Here is a 19,003-nt window from a genome sequence, read left to right as displayed (position 1 = left end):
TTTAAATAAGAATGAGCACTCTTTATCATTGATAAGAGCCAAGGTGGAGAAGGTCATTGATAAGAAGCCTTGATTATTATGATTAGGGTATTTTTAGACAAATCCTACATATTATGCGAGAATTTATCCAAATTTTCTATAAATGAGGTATTGAATAATGAATGACTGGAGAGATCCTTTAAAAGATGTACATAAATCTTTATCACTAATGGAGCAAATGAAAGATCCTTTAAAGAGTGTGCGAGAAACACTATCGTTGGCGGAACAAATAAGGGATCCTTTAAAAGATGTACGTAAATCGCTATCGGCAATGGAGCAAATGAAAGATCCTTTAAAGAGTGTGCGAGAAACTCTACCGTTAGTGGATCAAATGAGGGATCCTTTAAAAGATGTACGTAAATCGCTATCGGTAATGGATCAAATGAGAGATCCTTTAAAGAGTGTGCGAGAAACACTATCGTTGGTGGATCAAATGAGGGATCCTTTAAAAGATGTACGTAAATCGCTATCGGTAATGGATCAAATGAGAAATCCTTTAAAGAGTGTGCGAGAAACACTATCGTTGGTGGATCAAATGAGAGATCCTTTAAGGGATGTACGTAAATCTTTATTAGTAATGCAAGGAATAGTAAAGGAATTAAAACCAGCTCAAACTAAGGAATTTTACGAAGAAATAGTGCAGATTGTAAGAGAAGTTGAAAGTATACCAGACGAAATTACAGAAAATGATAATGCAATAAATGTTTATTCAATAGTAAAGTTTAATGAATTATGCTATAAGATGTTAACAGGTATAGTTATTATACTCGTGAGTTTAGGTCTAACAACTGAAGAAATAAACCAAATTATAAAACAATTCTTTGATGTTTTAGGTGCTATCACTGCAACTAAATCATTAACTGATAAACCTAGGGAAGAAATAACCGTAATTAATAATTATCATATCCATGTAGGTAGTAACGAGGAAGCAATGGAAATTGTTCAACAAATTAAAAAAGATGATAAAGAACAATAAAGAAATAAAAAAGTCATCAAATAAATAATGAGTATTATTTAGTTAAGAGTATCCTTAGATAGGTTCTACTGGTTGATCCTATTGAAAAGAAGTTAGAGACTTCTTTATGAATCCGTTAAATATCTTATAGCTTTGATATATAGGGTAAGATCTAAAAGAGGTATTTATAGAAAAGACTTTTGAACCTCAATGATTTTCTGAGTAAAGATGACGAATTAATAAATAAAAAGCTCTGCTTTTGAAATTTTTATTGTTTTTTTAAACAACATTAAAATTCCATATATAATTTATTTAGATAAAAAAGAGATAAATCTAAATAAAGGAGCAAATAATATATGCGAAATAAGGAAGTCCCATTAGAGAAGATCCAAGAACCTATTTGAATTCTTGCAAGGAAATAACAAAAGCGAAAATATTGAAATTCCTGAGGAGAAAATGCCTAAATTAACTTCAAAACAAGCGTTTTCTGTTATTTACTACTTACAAGAAGCACTTGGAGTTATACCTGATGTGTATGAAAAATGCGATGAATGTGACTCATTATTTGACACAGATAATAGCGGTCACTATAACGAAACTAAGGGTAAATTTTATTGTAGTTCCTGTACGCATTTGCATGATTTTGAAGAAACAGATGAAGGTGATAAAGTAGGATAAAAAAACGTTATTAAAGACAATATGACCTCAATTGGGGTCTTTTTTCGTTTTCTATAAAAACACTTCAACTGTTGAAAACAAGATTTTTGGCAAGCTGAAAGTAGCATGCGCTCTATCTGTTTTACAAGAGATAAATACACTTGTATATCTAGCCTATGGAAAGGAACCAGTATTTATTTATTTCGGTCTAGATCTTTGAACAGAGCAAAAAGGCAAGATCCAGTGAAGAAAACCATAATTAGTGGTATCCATAAAACAAATTTTGAGAGTGTCGAGATGTTTAGATGTGTATAAAAAAGGATCTCAAAATGAAGTCAAAGTACTTATAACTTCATGAATATTACTGCATAGTAATCAACTGATTCTTTGTGTTTTTCAGCAAAAAGAAAACCTTGTTCTTGAAGATACTTCTGAAATTGAGCTATACGGCTTTCTTTCAATACTTCTAACTTACCTACTTTTTTAAGTGTATTTTTCATTAAGGATAAGTCATATATAGATAGCATCTTTCTCCTCCTTTTATCTTTACTATGATTCCTAAAATACTTAAAAATATAAGAAAATTATCCCTAATCAATTTACCAAATATCTATACCAGGATTGTTGATGTTCATAAATAGCGTTGAATTGTGTTTTATGGAGATTCGTACAAAATATTGACAATACTAATAAACAAATATATACAAGGCAATGGGGTGGTAGTATATGTCTATATTAATAATGATAATAGGTATAATTCATTTTCAATTAATTAGATCCAAAATGGCACTAAGGAATATCTCCGAATGAATTTAAAGGCGATGTAAAACTCATAAGTTGCATATTTTTTTGCTTTAACTATTGTATGCTTTGGTTTGTGTTAATTGTTAACATAGTAAGAGAACAAAATAATTATGTAATATTTTCAATACTTGGATTATGCATATTAGTTTATTTAAATTTCAGAAGTAGAAAGAGTAACGAGCTGTAACTACATTATAACAATATTACATGCAGCAAGGGATAGTTTCCATGTAAGTGATTGAGGCATTACGATGTACGTATAAATTATTATATATACTAACATCCTTTATAATCGAGGAATGTCTTCGCTACAAATATAAATTATAAGCAAGTTTAATTACATAATACATAATAACTAATATAGAGGAGTAACTACACTAATTATAAGATCAATGTATTGTTGATTAAGCAATTTAAAACTGTTTAGGATTTCTGACTGACTGGGCAGTAAAGATTAGGAAGAGTTTCATTTAAATTTTGGGGTGTGAATAAGAACTGGTAATGAACTTTAGGACGTTCAGAATGCCCACTCATAGTAAAGAAACATTAAATAATATATAAACCCTTATAAGACAGAAATAAGCGTGGAGAACGATTACACGCTTATTCCATTTATTATATATTTAATTTTCATAAAGTTCTAACGTATGGCTTAGTTTACTCAAGGCTTCATTGAAAAGTTGTTGATCGTTTTTTAAAGAAATTAGTAAAGCTATAAACTTTTCAATGAAAATTTTTGATTCATTTAGTTGTTCTTCTGAGTTCTGTTTTAAAATTGTCTCAATCAACATGAATAAACGCTCTTTATTTATATCAATAGGACCATCTCTTAAAATATCGTCCCTAGAGATTCCTAATTTCTCTAATATAAACATATCTTCAAGTTTGAAGCTAGAATGACCACTAAATAAGTTCTTACCCTGACTGGAACTTTTCCATTTCCATTCTTCAAAAAAATCAGTAATAATCGTTTCCTTTTTTTCTTTTATTTTTGTTTTGACTGTCTGATTTATATTAGATATTAATTTCTGTTTATATTCTTCTTGTAATTTAGAATTTCTTCCATTAGGTGATTCAGGAGAGAAAATAGTGCCAAATTTAGATTCAGCAACTGCTACATAGTTGTAATAAGAAAAACATATTTCTTCATAATTAGTTAACTTAACACCATCTAGTTTTTTTAAAAAGGTATTACTTAATGTTCTACCTATATTTTTATTATGATGTAAATAATAAAAATTTGAAACAAAAAGGATTGCTTTCCTAAAATTAGACCTATGTGAGTATTCCCCATAAATTTTATAACTATCTTCAATACGCTCGCCTATATCACTTAGTATATGTCGAACTATTATTATATGCATAAATCTAAGGTTATGAATTTGCTCATTAAAAGGCATACTCCTTAGCTTGTTATATACATTAGGATCTATATTGATTTCCTTAAATTTAGAATTATTAGATGATAGTCTCGAAATGTATTTTTCAATAAATTGGTATTCTTCAATTATGTTCCTGCTTTTAAGGCCATTTTTAGGTGCTCTCCTTATTGTTTTCTTAAGGGATTTATGTAATTCATCCCTAATAAAAGCATCTTTCATTTGTATTTTTGTGATTAACTTGTATACAATTTCAAGCTCTTCAGATGGGTGCGTATTGTTAAGCCTTATCGCTCTGCTAATATGGTAGTTTTGCAAATCTATCGTATTTGTACGAAAATCATAAATATCTTTATAAACTAATAGTTTCTGACCTACTGTATAATTATTATAATTTTTATACAAATCCCTTAATTTAATTGTTACTTTCATTTTATACCCTCTATCTTATTAATATATCTATTCTTTAATTATTATCTTTTTATTTTAAAATATCATTGCACAATTTATTCCTTATTTAAAATCAATATTTTAAATTTGCCCACCTAAATTATTTATGCCCATTTTTATATGTCATGGGCATAATAGAATAATAGACAAGAATATTGATGTATCAATGGTTGATCAGCATATATTATTACTATGAGATTATTTTAACCCTAACCTGTACCTATATCTCTTAGCATTGAATGCTGCTATTGAGGCTGCAAGAGCAGGGGAGCATGGTAAAGGGTTTGCCGTTGTTGCAAATGAAGTACGAAATCTCGCAGAACAAGTATCACATTCAATTTTAGACATAACGACGATTGTCACGAATATTCAATCAGAATCCACCAGTGTGATTGAAGCATTAACCGATGGTTATAACCAGGTTGAGGAAAGTTCAAATCAAATACAGCAAACAGGAAAAGCATTTCATGATATAAATGAATCTATTATAAATATGACTAATAAAGTGACAAACATTACAACACAGCTTTCAGATATTGCACATCATAGTCAACAAATTAATCAATCCATTGACAATATTGCTTCTATTTCGCAAGAATCAGCAGCAAGTATAGAAGAAACAACCGCAACAGTTCAACAAACAACCAGCTCTATTGAACTGCTTTCAAGAAATGCAAATTCTCTTGAAAAGCTATCAGAAGAATTACAAGAAATGGTTAAAAAGTTTCGTATTTGATCGAATGAAAGAGCACCATTAAGGTTAATACATTTTTTATTTATACGTAAAAGATTTAATATAATATTCAGCTGGCTATCGAGGAAAACACAATAGACGTTTTAAGTAAAGAAGAAAGAAAAAGAATTGCCCAATCTTATTACGAAAAATTAAATATGCTAAAAAAGATATGCATTAATAATGAAAGCAATTAAGAATCGGTGTTATCACTGATTCTTTTTTAGTTTGTTTGATATTATTGCAATTTAGATCTTGGACACATTTTTAAAATGATATTTTGGTAAAAACGACAAAAATAGGTAATGATAAAAGAAAGAAGACCTTGGCATTATCACTTAAAGATTTGGTTTGAAAATTGTCTGGGTAATTTAGGATAATCATCCACTTAATAATACTAAAATAGGGATCCTTATTTACCTCAAAAACAAGTAATAAATAACCTAGGAGGTATACCATGAAGAAATTATTTTTGAGTGTGGTTATGGCAATATCGTTTATTTTTCTATTAGCCGCTTGTGGAGCAAACCAGGAAAATGCAGACGATACTACCGATTCAAAAGAAACAGCTGAAAAGGAAGTTCTTAAAGTAGGTACTGAGGGGACTTACGCACCATTTACCTTCCATAATGAAGAAGGCGAACTAACGGGATATGACGTTGAAGTAATCAAAGAGGTTGCAAAACGTATGGAAGTTGAAATTGAATTTATGGAAACACAATGGGATTCTATGTTTGCTGGATTAAACTCAGAACGTTTTGATTTAATTGCAAACCAAGTAGGAATTAATGAGGACCGTTTGGCGAACTATGATTTTTCAACACCATATACATATTCTTCATCTGTTATTGTTACACCAGCCGATAACAATGATATTACCTCATTTGAGGATCTAAAAGGGAAAAAATCGGCACAGTCCTTAACAAGTAATTATGGAGCAATTGCTGAAGAAAATGGAGCAGAGCTTGTTGGGGTAGAAGGTCTTGCCCAATCGATCGAGTTAATTAAACAAGGGCGTGCTGATGTAACAGTAAACGATAAACTAGCTGTTTTAGACTACATGAAAACACAAAAAGATAAAAGTGTAAAAATCGTAGCAGAGTCTAATGATGTTTCTGAAATGGCGTTTACATTTAATAAAGGAAATGAAGAGCTAGTTGAAAAGGTTAATGAACAATTAGAGGCAATGAAAGAGGATGGCACATTAGCGAAAATTTCTAAAGAGTGGTTTGACGAAGATGTATCAGCAAAGTAATACAATAACAGCAGATATGGGAGGTTGGGAGTTATTTATTAACTCTCTTCTTCCTATGATTACAGGTGCAATCCAATACACGATTCCACTTACATTAATATCATTTACAGGTGGAATTATTTTAGCGCTAATCACGGCAATGATGCGGATATCAAAGTCCCGTACCTTACAATTACCTGCAGTTGTGTATGTATCAGCAATCCGAGGTACACCACTGCTAGTGCAATTATTTATCATTTTTTACGGCTTACCTAACTTAGGCATAAATCTTGATCCATTTATTAGTGCCATTATTGCTTTTGTGTTAAATGTAGGTGCGTATGGGTCTGAAATTATGCGGGCTTCTATTTTATCAATTCAAAAAGGTCAATGGGAGGCAGCTTATACGATTGGAATGACAAGATGGCAGGCTCTTTATCGCATCATTCTTCCTCAGGCTGCAAGAGTTTCAGTACCTCCATTATCGAATTCATTTGTTAGTTTAGTAAAAGACACATCACTTGCATCACTTGTGTTGGTCTCTGAATTATTTCGCAAAGCACAGGAAATTGCAGCAAGAACATATGACTTTCTACTTTTATATGTTGAAGCAGCTCTTATCTATTGGATCATTTGCTTTTTGTTGTCACTCGTTCAAATTGTCATTGAAAAACGACTGGATCGTTATGTTGCAAAATAAAGGAGGTGTTGAGCTTGTATTTAACAATAAAAGGATTGGCAAAATCATTCGGTCAAAATGATGTATTAAAAGAAATAAATATTGATATTCAAGAAGGTGAAGTAGTATCTATTATTGGCCCGTCCGGATCAGGGAAAACAACACTACTTCGCTGTTTTAATGGCTTAGAGCATCCTGACAAAGGACTCTTTACCTTCCAAGATGGACTTACTTTAAATTTTGAAGACAAAATGAATAAACGTGATATGGTTAAGTTTAGCAGAAGGTCAGGTATGGTTTTTCAAGCTTATCACCTTTTCCCTCATAAAACGGCATTGGAAAATGTAATGGAAGGACCAGTAATTGTTCAAAAGCGCAATAAAACTGAAGTTAGACGTGAAGCTGAAATTCTCCTCGAAAAAGTAGGATTAAAGGATAAATTGAATTTCTATCCTCATCAATTATCAGGAGGCCAGCAGCAAAGAGTAGGAATTGCAAGGGCATTGGCACTAAAGCCTGAATTAATGTTATTTGACGAACCAACATCCGCTTTAGACCCTGAATTAATTGGCGAAGTTTTAACTGTGATAAAAGATTTAGCGAGAGAAAATTGGACAATGATTATCGTCACTCACGAAATTCAATTTGCTGGTGACGTGTCTGATAAGGTTTTATTTATGGATGGCGGATACATTGTTGAGCAAGGAACTCCAGAAAAAGTCCTGAAGTCACCTAAGGAAGAAAGAACAAAGAGATTTTTACAAAGAATTTTAAATCCCTCTATTGGATCGTGACACTGATAAGGGTATTTTCAATATAATCTCTAGGTGTGGAATTGGCCTAGAGAAATTTGAGAATAAAACGAAATAGAAAAAGGATCCTTATACAAAGAAAGATACTATTCACCTTATCATATAATAAGCGCTAATCATTTCGCTTGACGAAATAATTTCTCATGTGCTAATTTTGTATGCATGCACATACATTTTTAGGAGATTACATAGCCCTTTAATGTACATAATGATTGAACCAGCATACAAATTTAGAAATGACCGATTTCTTTCAAAACGTAATAACAAATGCAAAGTTAACCGGTTAAAAATGAGAAAGGAGGGTTTAACTTACATTCTTTTCATCATCGTGAATACTCTATTTTTTAACTTAATAACAGAGAGGCGAGAACAACTTGAATAAATTATCCGGAACAAAACGAATACAGCTTGCATTGCTTTTAGGATCACTTGGACTTTTAGGACCGTTCACGATCGATATGTATTTGCCTTCATTTCCTACCATTGTCGAAGATTATCAAACGGAAGCTTCTCTCGTACAGATTAGCCTAACAACCTGTCTTTTAGGTCTGGGATTAGGTCAATTAATCATTGGTCCGATGAGTGATGTTCAGGGTCGACGGAAGCCATTACTTATTTTCCTTATTTTATATTTACTAGCATCATTAACTTGTTCCTTTGCACCTAATATTTATACCTTCATTGCATCGCGTTTTGTCCAGGGCTTTGCAGCTGCAGGTGGACTTGTAATATCGAGAGCTGTCGTTCGTGATGTTTACAGTGGGAAAGAATTAACAAAGTTCTTTTCATTATTAATGTTGGTTGGGAATTTAGGTCCGATCGTTGCACCGATCGTAGGAGGCGGGGTTCTTGCGTTTACTAATTGGTCAGGAGTCTTCATCGTATTAGCTTGTGTAGGATTGATCTTATTTTTGATTGTTTCATTGAAATTGGAAGAAACATTACCGAAAGAAAACCGAGTGCCAAGTAACTTTAAACAAGTTGTTAAAAATTTTAGTTCATTATTAAAGGATCGACAATTTACAGGCTATGCACTCACACAAGGATTTATGATTGCCGGAATTTTTGCCTATGTATCTGGTATTCCATTTGTCTATCAAAATATTTATGGCGTGTCACCACAAGTATTTAGTCTACTATTCGGAGTAAATGGCATTGCTTTAATTATTGGGACCCAATCTGTTGGTCGATTAACTGATTATATTTCAGAGAAAACATTCCTGAAAATTGGATTAATTCTTTCAAATACAGCTGGTGCACTCTTACTTATCGCTTTACTTTTTAAAGCACCACTTATTTTAGTTGCTGTTCCAATCTTCTTTTTAGTAGCATCGATCGGAATTATTTCAACGACGTCATTTGCACTTGCAATAGAAACGCAAGGTCATATTGCAGGAAGTGCATCTGCATTATTAGGTTTATTACCTTTTGTGTTAGGATCTTTAACAGCACCGCTCGTAGGTATTGCTGGAGAATATAATGCTATTCCAATGGGAGTCGTAATCTTCTCAGCGAGCTTTTTAGCATTTTTATCTTATTATGGCTTGGTTCGTAAATCTTCTGATAGCATTCAAACTGCTAAATAATGCGTATTCTTTTCCATTTGAATGGAATTCTAGTATAGTAAAAAATGAAACATAGACTTTTTCATAAAGGAGAGAGTGTAAAATGAATTTTGTTACGTTAAATAACGGATTAAAGATGCCGCAGCTTGGTTTTGGTGTATGGCAAGTCGAGGATGACCAAGCAACAAATGCTGTTTCAAACGCCATTAAGGCCGGTTACACTTCGATCGATACTGCCATGATTTATCAAAATGAAGTCGGTGTTGGAAAAGCAATCAAAGAAGCATCTGTGCCTCGTGAAGAGTTATTTATCACAACAAAGGTATGGAATACAGATCAAGGGTATGATAATACATTAAAAGCATTTGATGCAAGCTTAGAAAGATTAGGACTTGATTATATTGATCTTTATCTTATTCACTGGCCAACTCCAGAGTTTGACCAATATGTCGATACATATAAAGCATTAGAAGAATTATATAAAGATGGAAAAGTAAGGGCAATTGGTGTATGCAATTTTGAAATTGAACACTTAGAGCGCCTAATCAATGAATGTGAAGTAGTGCCTGTACTAAATCAAATTGAATGTCACCCATATCTTGCGCAAAATGAAATAAAAGAGTTCTGTGCAAAGCATAATATTTTTGTCGAAGCATGGAGCCCGCTTGATCAAGGTGGAGAAGCATTACAAGATGAAGTTATTAAAAAAATTGCAGAAGCACATAACAAAACAACAGCTCAAGTAATTCTACGTTGGCATTTACAAAACAACACGATTGTTATTCCAAAATCAGTCACTCCATCAAGAATTGAAGAAAACTTTAATGTTTTCGACTTTGAGCTTACATCTGATGAAATGAGCGCAATTAATGAGCTTAACCGTGACCGTCGTAAAGGTCCACATCCAAATGATATGAATGTACGATAATCAAAAGCCTGCTTCCAAATCACTTGGAAGCAGGCTTTTTGTGTTCTTATTTTTGGGATAATTTCCAGGCTGGGATTAATGAATGAAAATAGAAAAAATAGCTCATAACGATATGAAATACTGTGTAAATTCCAAGAGTTGTCAGATAAGTAAGAAACCACTGACCAACAGAAGCACCTAAAAAGAAAAATAATAAGATCATGCCAACTGGAAAGGGAACTAAAACGATCAACCAAATTGGAGCTCCAACTGCCTCTGTAAGTGCACCCAGTGAAACCACAGAAAATCCAATCAATAACGCCTGCCAAAAGGCAATTCCACCACTTATGAGTAAACTTCCTAAGTCATAGGAGATGGCTGTAAGAACAATTGCCAGCATAAAATCAACGAAATATTTCACCATGTTTCAACTCCCTCAGGTAGTCTCTTACTATTTTACCATTTTCGCCCAGATTCGTCATTAGATTATAAAATAATGGTTTTAAGACTATTAAAAGGGGAGAGGTGTTTGCTTTCTTTTATACTCAGAGAAGATAACAATAATATTATTATGTAAACCAGATGAATAAATGATCTTTATTTTAGCCATTCATCTTCTACAGCTTGGTAATGTTGATATTTAGTTAAATCAATACAGCCTTCCTCTGTCACTTTAATGCCTTCACTTTCGAGTAATTGCTTCTGTAATTGAAAGGAGGTTTGATCTTTTAAGCCAATTTCTCCTTTTGAATTAATAACTCTATGCCATGGAAGATGGTATTTGGTACTCATAGAGTGGAGGATTCGAACGATCTGTCTAGCACCCCTGGGACTGCCAGATATTCGGGCAATTTGTCCATAAGTCATGACCCGACCGTGGGGGATTTGCATAATAATCTTTATTGCTCTTTCTGTAAACGGACGCATAAATAAAAGACCTCCAAATTATAGCTATTCCTATTATTAATAACCAATATAAGACGATAGATCATCTATGTATTTTTCAGTTATTATAACACATATTAGCATAGTGTATTTTGCAATAGAAAAGTGCAGAAAAATGCAAAGAAAAGTACAGAGGTTTGTCACCCGAATTACTTTTCTTTATTTTCTTTTAGATAATGCATTCGTTAAGCGATAACTCTCTCCTTGATACGAGATGATATGTGCATGATGAATCAACCGGTCTACCAATGCTGCGGTCAACCTAGAGTCTGTGAATATCCTGTTCCATTGACTGAACTCTAAATTTGACGTGATTATTAAACTTTTTTGCTCGTAGAATTCAGAGATAAGTTGGAAGAGAAGCTCAGATCCCTCTTTACTAAACGGCAGGTAGCCCATTTCATCTAGGATGATTAAATCTACCTTTTCCAATTTCTTACGAAATGCTGAGAGCTTATTCAATCTTAAGGATTGCTCCAATTCTTCTACTAAATGAGCTACACGGTAGAATCGAACCTCATATCCATTTTCACAAGCCTTCCTTCCCAACCCTGTTGCTAGATGTGTTTTCCCAGTGCCAGGAGAACCTACTAGTACAACGTTTTCTCCTTTTTCAATAAAACTCAAACTGCATATTTCCTCTTTAGATGTATGAGGTGGAAACCGAATCTGTTCTGTCCATTCATAAGTGTGAAGAGTCTTCTTGTCCAAAAACTTTGCCTTTTTTATTAATCTTATAGATTTTGTTTGTTCTCTTAACTTATGTTCCTCGTCAAATAAGTCATTAAGATATTGCTCCTTATTCTCGAAGGGAATTTGATCATAAATTTCTGCTATATGGGCCAAACGCAGAGTCTTACACTTACTTCGTAATTGATCACTCATTTGCTGGCCTCCTCAATTGGAGTGAGGGCATCATATTGGTTCCAATCCACTTCATAAGGATTGATATCGCCATTTAAACGATCTTTCTCAATTAAGTCATAAAACTCTTCATTAATTCGTTTCATATCATATGTAACTAAGAGTGTAGAGAGGGCCTCTAAACGTTTTCGCCGAATGAGCAAATTGTCCGTTAGTAGAAACTCCTTTACTCTTCCCGGAAGGTAGTCACAATATCGAGAATAGTTTAGAACCCTTGGTTTATAGATCCATGTTTTTATAATAGATAACCACGGGAGTGCTTTTCGCTTGTTCATATAAGGACGGAAGTCCTCCAACAGAATTTCACCGTCTGGTGAAACAACTTTAAATTGATCCCAGCTAAGGAGTAGGTGCAATTGGCTATAGTTAAATGCACGTGGCACATGTATAAGGGAATTGTCAATTTTCACTTCATTGTACTTATTTACCTTTGCCAGGTCTTTTTTGAATACTGGATATTCCTTCTCAGGCAAAGCTAGTAAGTACTTGGTCTCTTGCTCCCATAACTCTTGGATTAGAACTTCTTTCTCATAATGCAGCCTCTTACGATCTTCCTCCAGTTTTTCCTTTAACTGTAAGGTTAGATCTTCAAAGCTTTTCATCACAGGTGCCTTAGTGAAAAAGTTATATCGAATATAGCCCACCTTATTTTCTACATTTCCTTTCTCATGGCCACTTCTAGGATTACAAACTTGAACTTCAAAGCCATAATGGTTCTGAAATTGCATAAATTCATCTGTTAGTTTTGCCTCTTCCATTTTTGATCGGGTTTGTTTTACTGCAGGTGTAAGGTTGTCAATTCTTAATGACTTTGGCACTCCACCAGCTTGAATGAACAGTTCCTGCAATCCATGCAAAAAACATTCTTGATTCTCAGATGGAAGAGGTATTGCAAAGCCTGCGTTGCTATAAGGCATAGACATGATCAATGCTCGAACATCTACTAGATCCCCATCTTGAACAGCTTCCATTACTCCAAAATCCACTTGTGCTTCACCCGGAGGGTGCGCTAATCTTTCATGTCCTTTATCACGTTCTTCTTGATGACTGCTTTTCCACTCTTTTACAAAATTGCATACAGTTCTATATGAGCCAGTAAATCCATATTTAATCAATTCGTTATGTAACTCTTTATTTGTCCTTCTAGATTTTCTTTTTAATCTTTGATCTTCGAACAACCAATCGGCAACCATTTCTCCCCATTTTTCCTCATACATCATTCCTTTTCTAGCTTTGAGGGTTTCTTTAGGAATCTGGTCATCATCAGCGTATTTCTTTGCAGTACGCCAGTTAACTCCCACTATTTTCTGTATTTGGGAGATTGATAGTCCTTTGTTGTTTCTTAAATTTTTGATACAATTAATATCAGACATTGCTAGCATCCTTCCGTAACCTCCATGTATTGATTCGACACCATTACATTAGAGGGACTTGGGGTGACTGGCAAGTCTTTTTTTATGCCCTTATTAAAATAAGTGCAGGACTCTGCATTTTTCTGTTGCAAAGGTCTGCACTTCTATTTTGCAATAAACAATAGTGAAATTTAAACTATATCACTACTAAATAGAATTAATTTTTTTATAATTCCCAATACTTTTACAAAATCTGTTGACACTTCATCATCATTATGGCAAATTTAAAAGATATATTTACATAATTCAGGAGGAAATGATAACTATGGCAAATCGCTCGAATATAATTGACTGTACCATTCGTGATGGCGGGTTAGTGAATAATTGGGATTTCAGCGTAGAATTTGTTCAAGACTTGTATCACGGCCTAAATGAGGCTGGGGTGGAGTATATGGAAATCGGTTATAAAAATTCTCCAAAACTTTTAAAGGCAAGTGAACCAAATCCATGGAGATTTCTTGATGATCATTTTTTAAAAGAAGTCATTCCACAGAAGAAAAACACAAAATTATCTGCACTTGTTGATATTGGACGTGTTGATCCAAACGATGTGTTACCACGTGAACAAAGTGTTTTAGATATGATTCGAGTTGCTTGTTATATCCGTGAAGTAGATAAGGGCCTTGAGCTTGTTCAAATGTTCCACGATCTAGGGTATGAAACAGCGCTCAACATTATGGCATTATCCAGTGTTCCTGAAAACCAATTAATAGAGGCTTTTGAAATGGTAAAGGACAGTCCGGTAGATGTCGTGTATATCGTTGATTCGTTTGGAAGTTTAGATCCTTCTGATATAGAACACCAAGTAAAGAAATTTAAGGGCATGCTACCAAATAAGCAATTTGGTATTCATACACACAATAATATGCAGCTTGCTTTTGCTAATACTCTAACTGCTATGCGGAATGGCGTAAGTTATCTTGATTCATCCGTTTATGGAATGGGGAGAGCAGCGGGCAATTGCCATACAGAACTACTTGTAACACATATCCAAAAATCCAGCTATGAGTTGAAACCAGTACTTGGTGTGATTGAAAAACATATGCTCGACATGAGACAAAAGTGGGAGTGGGGCTATATCATTCCTTACATGATTTCCGGTACATTAAATGAGCATCCTCGTGTAGCAATGGCTTACCGTGATAGTGAAGATCGTGATAAATTTGTTGAATTTTATGATAAAGTTACTTCTCCTGAAGCGTCGGTTGCACCTGCGAGTAAGTAAAGTATAAGTTTGGTTTGTGTACAAATTCATTTAATAAAGAAGGTAGAACAGGCGAGATATTTTTAAAGAATGCTCGCCTTCTTTTATTTCTATGTTTTATGTGAGTATGAAGGACAAATCTCATACACAGCTTTTCTGGAATGTTCTTCATCCTCGGTATGAAGGACATAACTCATTCACAACTCTTCTGAAATGTTCTTCATCCTTGGTATGAAGGACATAATTCGTATACAGCTTTTCTGAAAAGTCCTTCATCCTTGGCATGAAGGACAAATCTCATACACAGCTCTTCTAAATTGTTCTTCATCCCTGGTGTGAGGGACATTACTCATTCACAGCTCTTCTAAAATGTCCTTCATCCCTGTTATGAAGGACATAACCAGTTTCGAGCCCTTCCAAAAAGCCTTTCATCACTGTTGCTAAAATAACCTAATAATCATTTATCATCCAATACCATTCTAAATCCAATTTTTAAATAAAGCAGTCTTTTCACATGATAAACTTCATTGCACTGGATGTCTTATTTTGATTTCGAATCTACCATAATAGGATCATATTTGTTGCTGCCGGGAAGTTTCTTTATTTTGTTCCATGCTTCAATTGCTTCTGTGCGAGTTTTCCCTTTATTATTCGGGTCTGCAAAGAAGTCACGAGTGAATTGGTTGTATTCAAATTGTGGTCCGATCTTTTTTGTATAGGATGGGTCTTTCTTACGTTCTTCCTCAACATACCAAGCATCAACAACATCGCGGTACGTTTTTCCAACATTATTTTTAAAGTAGTTCTGAATATAAGTTGAAAAATGAAATTTTGGGATAACCGTTTTTAAAAAAGCTCTCACTTCTTGACTGCATCGATGGTTTTCTGTAATAACTGTATCAAGACTTAAGTCTTTCGAAGGTACAGCAAAACTGGTTGCTTTTAACTTTCTAGTAGGTTTTTTTATCTCTCCAGTAAGAAGAAAAGTTTCAATCCTATCCGATATTTCCATTTTTGAACCAGTGGCACTGATCCCATTTTCTCTGCAAAACGTTTGTAATTCCTCTTTTAACCAATAAAACTCTTTAAAAGAGTGGATGCTGATCTCTTTAGTCAACCTTGGTCTCACTAACAACTCCTCCTTAATGTCTCATAACACTCATTATAGAACAAGTGTTCCAATCCTTACAAGGAGATTTTCTGCCATTAATCCCCAATAAAGTCATATAACACATGACGATTCTCACGTCGTTTTTCAACATTAAGCATGCCATATAGAGTACGGTAAAAGTATCCTTCAAAACTTGTATGTATTTTTCTCATGCGTTTCATAAATACAGTTTGTTTAAAAGCATATACCACTACATCGATTAAATCATCAATATACCTTTGTGGGTTAATTTTGTTATAGGCAATAAGCACACGGTTCCATAATCTGTAGATATCAGTAGCATGAAAAAAAGGCTTGACCGCTTCAATAAACTTTATGTGAACAATTTCTGGTAAAAAACTCTCATCTATTTCATGATCAGAGATTGAATCAAAAGTATTACTCTTTAGTTGTTCAACAGGTTCCATGTTTTCTAACTCTGTTACGTTAGTTCGTATTTTAGTTTTATTCTCACAGAGTGAACTTTGCTTATTCTCTGTTTTATTAGGAGTGACATCTCGAGTGACATCATGGGGTGACATATTATTAGGTAGTAATTCTTCAATTGATTGAAAAGGTTGAATTACAAGTAAATTTACCCCTTGTTTTCCATTCATTCTGGCAGTTGGAACTTTTTTTATAAGGCCAAGATTTTCTAATGTTTTCACCACGCGAATAACGGTTCTTCGATTCAACTCAACCTCGTCAGCTATTGTATCGTATTTGGCAAATGACACCCCAATTACTTTTACAGAATGTCTCCAGATAAACGTTAAAACTTTTAATGTTCCTTCAGACAATGAAGATTTATATGTATATAAAAAACCACGAACAGCTTGATCCATTTCTTCGATAGTTGGAAAAGATTGATACGATTTTATTGTGTCATAATTTAATTTTTGCATTGTTAGAAGTCCCCCTAATGATTAATAGTTCATTTCACTTTTTATATAGGGATTTTTCTAGGGAGAGTAGCGTGGAAAATAAAAAAAATTCATTTTATTTATTTCGTTTTCCAATAATTTACTAATGAGAAACTCTTGCAAACCTGTTAGCCTTGTATATGACCTGTTGCGAACAACTAAACAAACAGGAGGTATACAAAATGAAAAAAATAATTTCTTTATTTATAACGTTGAATATGGTCTTTTTTACTTATAATGTGACAAATACAAATGCTGAAGAAAATGCTGAAAATCAATCAGTTGACTCATTACATTTAATATTGAACAAACATGGAATCCAAACTGAGACAAACAACGCACAATCAATTGACTTACGATTTCAACAGAAAGAAACTATCAATAAAGAATCCATAATAAAAGCTGAAGCTGATGATAAAAAGAGCACGAAGGTATCAAAAGAAGAAAAGAAATTACTTGCTCAGCTGGTGCATGCAGAAGCAAAAGGGGAACCATTTGGTGGTAAGGTAGCAGTTGCTGAAGTCGTACTTAACCGTGTCGAACATGAACAATTCCCGGATACGATTAAGCAAGTTATTTACCAAGAAAATGCCTTTGAACCTGTAGCAAATAATTCTATTAATAAACCAGCTGACAAAGAATCTTATAAGGCTGTTCAAGAAGCATTAGAAGTAAATGATAATAGTAAAGAACTTCTTTATTTCTACAATCCTGAAACAGCTACAGACGATTGGATACGATCTCGTGATGTTGTTAAAACAATTGGAAATCATGCATTTGCTATATAAAAAAGAAACGCGTACAGATAAAGTAAAGAGTTGTACGCGTTTTTTAATTAAGACATACGTTTTGGAACTAAGTGGAACAGTTTTACCATTATATACAACTTCACTAACTTACTCATCTATGATAAATTATATATATACGGTAAACACCGTATCGACAAACATACAACTTACTAAGACTTATACATACCGTGCTAGATGGGGAGATGGCGGTGCCCTGTTACCTGCAATCCGCCTTAGCGGGGTTGAATTCCTCTTTAGCGGTATGGTTCATGTAAGGTTTGCCTTATGCAAGCAGTGATGAAAATTGGGGTCCGCGCAACAGACATCTGTGAATCTGGTCAGGCCTGGAAGGGAGCAGCCATAAGTAGATTCGCCTGTGTGCCGCAGGGTAGCCCTGATCGAGCTGGCTACATAAGTAACGCTTATGTGACCGTATCAATAAGAGGTGCACGGTTTACATATGAATGAATAAAAAAGATGACTCCTTCACAAAAAAAGGAGTCATCTTTTTTATTCATTTATCTTATTTGGCTTAAACATCTTTTTCGAAAAAGCATTTAACATATTTAAAAATCGATTAAAGCCAAAGCCTACAAAAAAAGCGATGCTGATTTGAGCTAAAGGAGTTTCTTTGTAATCAATAAAATCAATCAAGAAGACTCCACTTTGAATTAATGTAACAGCTATAACAGCTGTTCCTGTAGCAAAAACCGGATAAAAAATATACATAATCCATTCTCTATAGTCCGTTAACTCACCTTTCATGTAATGAGAGCAAAACATGTAAAGATGTCGGAGGGAGCCACCGATTGATCCGGCAAAAAAATAATAGAGAAAGACTTCAATTGAAGAAATGAACGGAAAAACCTTTTCTAAAACACCTGTCCATAAAGCACCAACTGCAAAAAAGCTGCCAAAAAACAACAGGGAAAGATAAAGTAAAATCACGGCTTTTAACCATCGTTTCATTCTACCACCCCTTGATAAGGTAAGGTATTATATGAATGGATGGATAAAAACGTGTTTGATTCCATAAAGGCATTTTAATTGTATTTTTTCCAATTTTATATAAGTGTTTATTAATAAAAACAGCATGGCATTAACCATAAAGCACATACCCAAAATATATAATATATATTCATCTTTTTAAGTAGGGAAGATAATACATTATTTTTTGGAATATTCTTAAAAAATGTTATCAAATTTAAAGGAGAAGAATATAATACAGGAACATCATGTAGGGGTGTGAAATATGATTCATCAACAAACGATTGAGTTGGTTGAGGAGCTGTTACAGTCTCGCATTAATGAAATCCTACTAAAAAACGAAGCAGAGTATTTTGATAAACTGCCAGGATTAGTCGAATCATTAAAACTTATTAAAGAGCAGTTTTCTAATAAGTCGTAAATGCCTGATATGTTATAAATAAACAATATATAGTC

General features: G+C 33.7%; 20 protein-coding genes and 1 other RNA gene. 12 read left to right on the top strand and 9 right to left on the bottom strand.

Going from position 1 to position 19,003, the window contains the following annotated elements:
• Positions 1-157 precede the first annotated feature (157 nt).
• Complete coding sequence (locus tag HWV59_RS13385) at positions 158-1,015, top strand: hypothetical protein (RefSeq protein ID WP_175639108.1); 858 nt, start codon at positions 158-160, stop codon at positions 1,013-1,015.
• A gap of 435 nt (positions 1,016-1,450) precedes the next feature.
• Positions 1,451-1,672 carry a hypothetical protein gene (locus HWV59_RS13380; RefSeq protein ID WP_175639107.1) on the top strand — a complete coding sequence of 74 codons (222 nt, stop codon included), beginning with the start codon at positions 1,451-1,453 and terminating at the stop codon, positions 1,670-1,672.
• A gap of 323 nt (positions 1,673-1,995) precedes the next feature.
• Here HWV59_RS13380 and HWV59_RS13375 read toward each other — a convergent pair whose 3' ends face one another.
• Together HWV59_RS13375 and HWV59_RS13370 are read right to left on the bottom strand one after the other, a co-directional pair.
• The gene (locus tag HWV59_RS13375) at positions 1,996-2,178 is read right to left on the bottom strand and encodes a hypothetical protein (RefSeq protein ID WP_175639106.1); all 183 of its coding nucleotides are present in this window, start codon (positions 2,176-2,178) and stop codon (positions 1,996-1,998) included.
• 900 nt (positions 2,179-3,078) lie between these two features.
• Entirely contained in the window at positions 3,079-4,266 is a 1,188-nt protein-coding gene (locus HWV59_RS13370; RefSeq protein WP_175639105.1) for a hypothetical protein, read from the bottom strand.
• Positions 4,267-4,519: 253 nt separating this feature from the next.
• Between HWV59_RS13370 and HWV59_RS13365 the strand changes: the two genes are divergently transcribed.
• The 6 genes from HWV59_RS13365 (at position 4,520) to HWV59_RS13340 (ending at position 10,235) form a co-directional block, all read left to right on the top strand.
• Complete coding sequence (locus HWV59_RS13365) at positions 4,520-5,020, top strand: methyl-accepting chemotaxis protein (RefSeq protein WP_217708461.1); 501 nt, start codon at positions 4,520-4,522, stop codon at positions 5,018-5,020.
• Between the two features lie 454 nt (positions 5,021-5,474).
• Positions 5,475-6,272, top strand: a complete 798-nt coding sequence (locus tag HWV59_RS13360; protein WP_175639104.1) for an amino acid ABC transporter substrate-binding protein — start codon at positions 5,475-5,477, stop codon at positions 6,270-6,272.
• A complete protein-coding gene (locus HWV59_RS13355) occupies positions 6,256-6,951 on the top strand; it encodes an amino acid ABC transporter permease (protein ID WP_175639103.1) in 696 nt (231 codons plus the stop codon). The genes HWV59_RS13360 and HWV59_RS13355 overlap by 17 nt, the downstream gene beginning before the upstream one ends.
• 14 nt (positions 6,952-6,965) lie before the next feature.
• Positions 6,966-7,724, top strand: a complete 759-nt coding sequence (locus tag HWV59_RS13350) for an amino acid ABC transporter ATP-binding protein (protein WP_175639102.1) — start codon at positions 6,966-6,968, stop codon at positions 7,722-7,724.
• A gap of 392 nt (positions 7,725-8,116) precedes the next feature.
• Positions 8,117-9,328 (top strand): Bcr/CflA family multidrug efflux MFS transporter, encoded by a 1,212-nt coding sequence (locus tag HWV59_RS13345; protein WP_102231407.1) that lies wholly within the window; start codon positions 8,117-8,119, stop codon positions 9,326-9,328.
• 82 nt (positions 9,329-9,410) lie between these two features.
• Positions 9,411-10,235 (top strand): aldo/keto reductase, encoded by an 825-nt coding sequence (locus HWV59_RS13340; RefSeq protein ID WP_175639101.1) that lies wholly within the window; start codon positions 9,411-9,413, stop codon positions 10,233-10,235.
• A 46-nt stretch (positions 10,236-10,281) separates the two neighbouring features.
• Here the strand turns inward: HWV59_RS13340 and HWV59_RS13335 are convergent, their stop codons facing one another.
• The 4 genes from HWV59_RS13335 to istA all read right to left on the bottom strand — a co-directional run bounded on the left by HWV59_RS13335 (position 10,282) and on the right by istA (position 13,465).
• Positions 10,282-10,638, bottom strand: coding sequence for a hypothetical protein (locus HWV59_RS13335; RefSeq protein WP_235991726.1), 357 nt, complete (start codon positions 10,636-10,638; stop codon positions 10,282-10,284).
• Between the two features lie 173 nt (positions 10,639-10,811).
• On the bottom strand, positions 10,812-11,141 hold the full coding sequence (locus HWV59_RS13330; protein WP_102231409.1) for an MGMT family protein: 330 nt from the start codon (positions 11,139-11,141) through the stop codon (positions 10,812-10,814).
• 177 nt (positions 11,142-11,318) lie between these two features.
• Positions 11,319-12,044: an IS21-like element helper ATPase IstB gene (gene istB / locus HWV59_RS13325; RefSeq protein ID WP_026562898.1), complete on the bottom strand. Its 726-nt coding sequence runs from the start codon at positions 12,042-12,044 to the stop codon at positions 11,319-11,321.
• Positions 12,041-13,465, bottom strand: coding sequence for an IS21 family transposase (gene istA, locus HWV59_RS13320; protein WP_034333605.1), 1,425 nt, complete (start codon positions 13,463-13,465; stop codon positions 12,041-12,043). Before istA ends, istB begins: the two co-directional genes overlap by 4 nt.
• A 295-nt stretch (positions 13,466-13,760) precedes the next feature.
• Here istA and HWV59_RS13315 point away from each other — a divergent pair, with 295 nt between their 5' ends.
• On the top strand, positions 13,761-14,720 hold the full coding sequence (locus HWV59_RS13315) for an aldolase catalytic domain-containing protein (protein ID WP_175639100.1): 960 nt from the start codon (positions 13,761-13,763) through the stop codon (positions 14,718-14,720).
• A 520-nt stretch (positions 14,721-15,240) separates the two neighbouring features.
• On the opposite strand, the gene HWV59_RS13310 is transcribed toward HWV59_RS13315, so the two are convergent.
• Both HWV59_RS13310 and HWV59_RS13305 read right to left on the bottom strand, forming a co-directional pair.
• The gene (locus tag HWV59_RS13310) at positions 15,241-15,828 is read right to left on the bottom strand and encodes a DUF6434 domain-containing protein (protein ID WP_175639099.1); all 588 of its coding nucleotides are present in this window, start codon (positions 15,826-15,828) and stop codon (positions 15,241-15,243) included.
• Between the two features lie 77 nt (positions 15,829-15,905).
• Positions 15,906-16,754 (bottom strand): helix-turn-helix domain-containing protein, encoded by an 849-nt coding sequence (locus HWV59_RS13305; protein WP_175639098.1) that lies wholly within the window; start codon positions 16,752-16,754, stop codon positions 15,906-15,908.
• 200 nt (positions 16,755-16,954) lie between these two features.
• Here HWV59_RS13305 and HWV59_RS13300 point away from each other — a divergent pair, with 200 nt between their 5' ends.
• Both HWV59_RS13300 and ffs read left to right on the top strand, forming a co-directional pair.
• Positions 16,955-17,560: a cell wall hydrolase gene (locus tag HWV59_RS13300; RefSeq protein WP_235991725.1), complete on the top strand. Its 606-nt coding sequence runs from the start codon at positions 16,955-16,957 to the stop codon at positions 17,558-17,560.
• A gap of 186 nt (positions 17,561-17,746) precedes the next feature.
• Positions 17,747-18,013, top strand: an RNA gene (gene ffs, locus HWV59_RS13295) — signal recognition particle sRNA large type.
• Positions 18,014-18,070: 57 nt separating this feature from the next.
• Here the strand turns inward: ffs and HWV59_RS13290 are convergent.
• Positions 18,071-18,529, bottom strand: coding sequence for a hypothetical protein (locus HWV59_RS13290; RefSeq protein WP_102231413.1), 459 nt, complete (start codon positions 18,527-18,529; stop codon positions 18,071-18,073).
• A gap of 283 nt (positions 18,530-18,812) precedes the next feature.
• On the opposite strand from HWV59_RS13290, the gene HWV59_RS13285 reads away from it, so the two are divergent.
• Entirely contained in the window at positions 18,813-18,968 is a 156-nt protein-coding gene (locus HWV59_RS13285; protein WP_175639097.1) for a hypothetical protein, read from the top strand.
• Positions 18,969-19,003: the final 35 nt, after the last annotated feature.

The sequence above is a fragment of the Metabacillus schmidteae genome, from assembly GCF_903166545.1.
Taxonomy (GTDB): domain Bacteria; phylum Bacillota; class Bacilli; order Bacillales; family Bacillaceae; genus Metabacillus; species Metabacillus schmidteae.
This window is presented reverse-complemented; position numbering and strand designations above follow the sequence as displayed.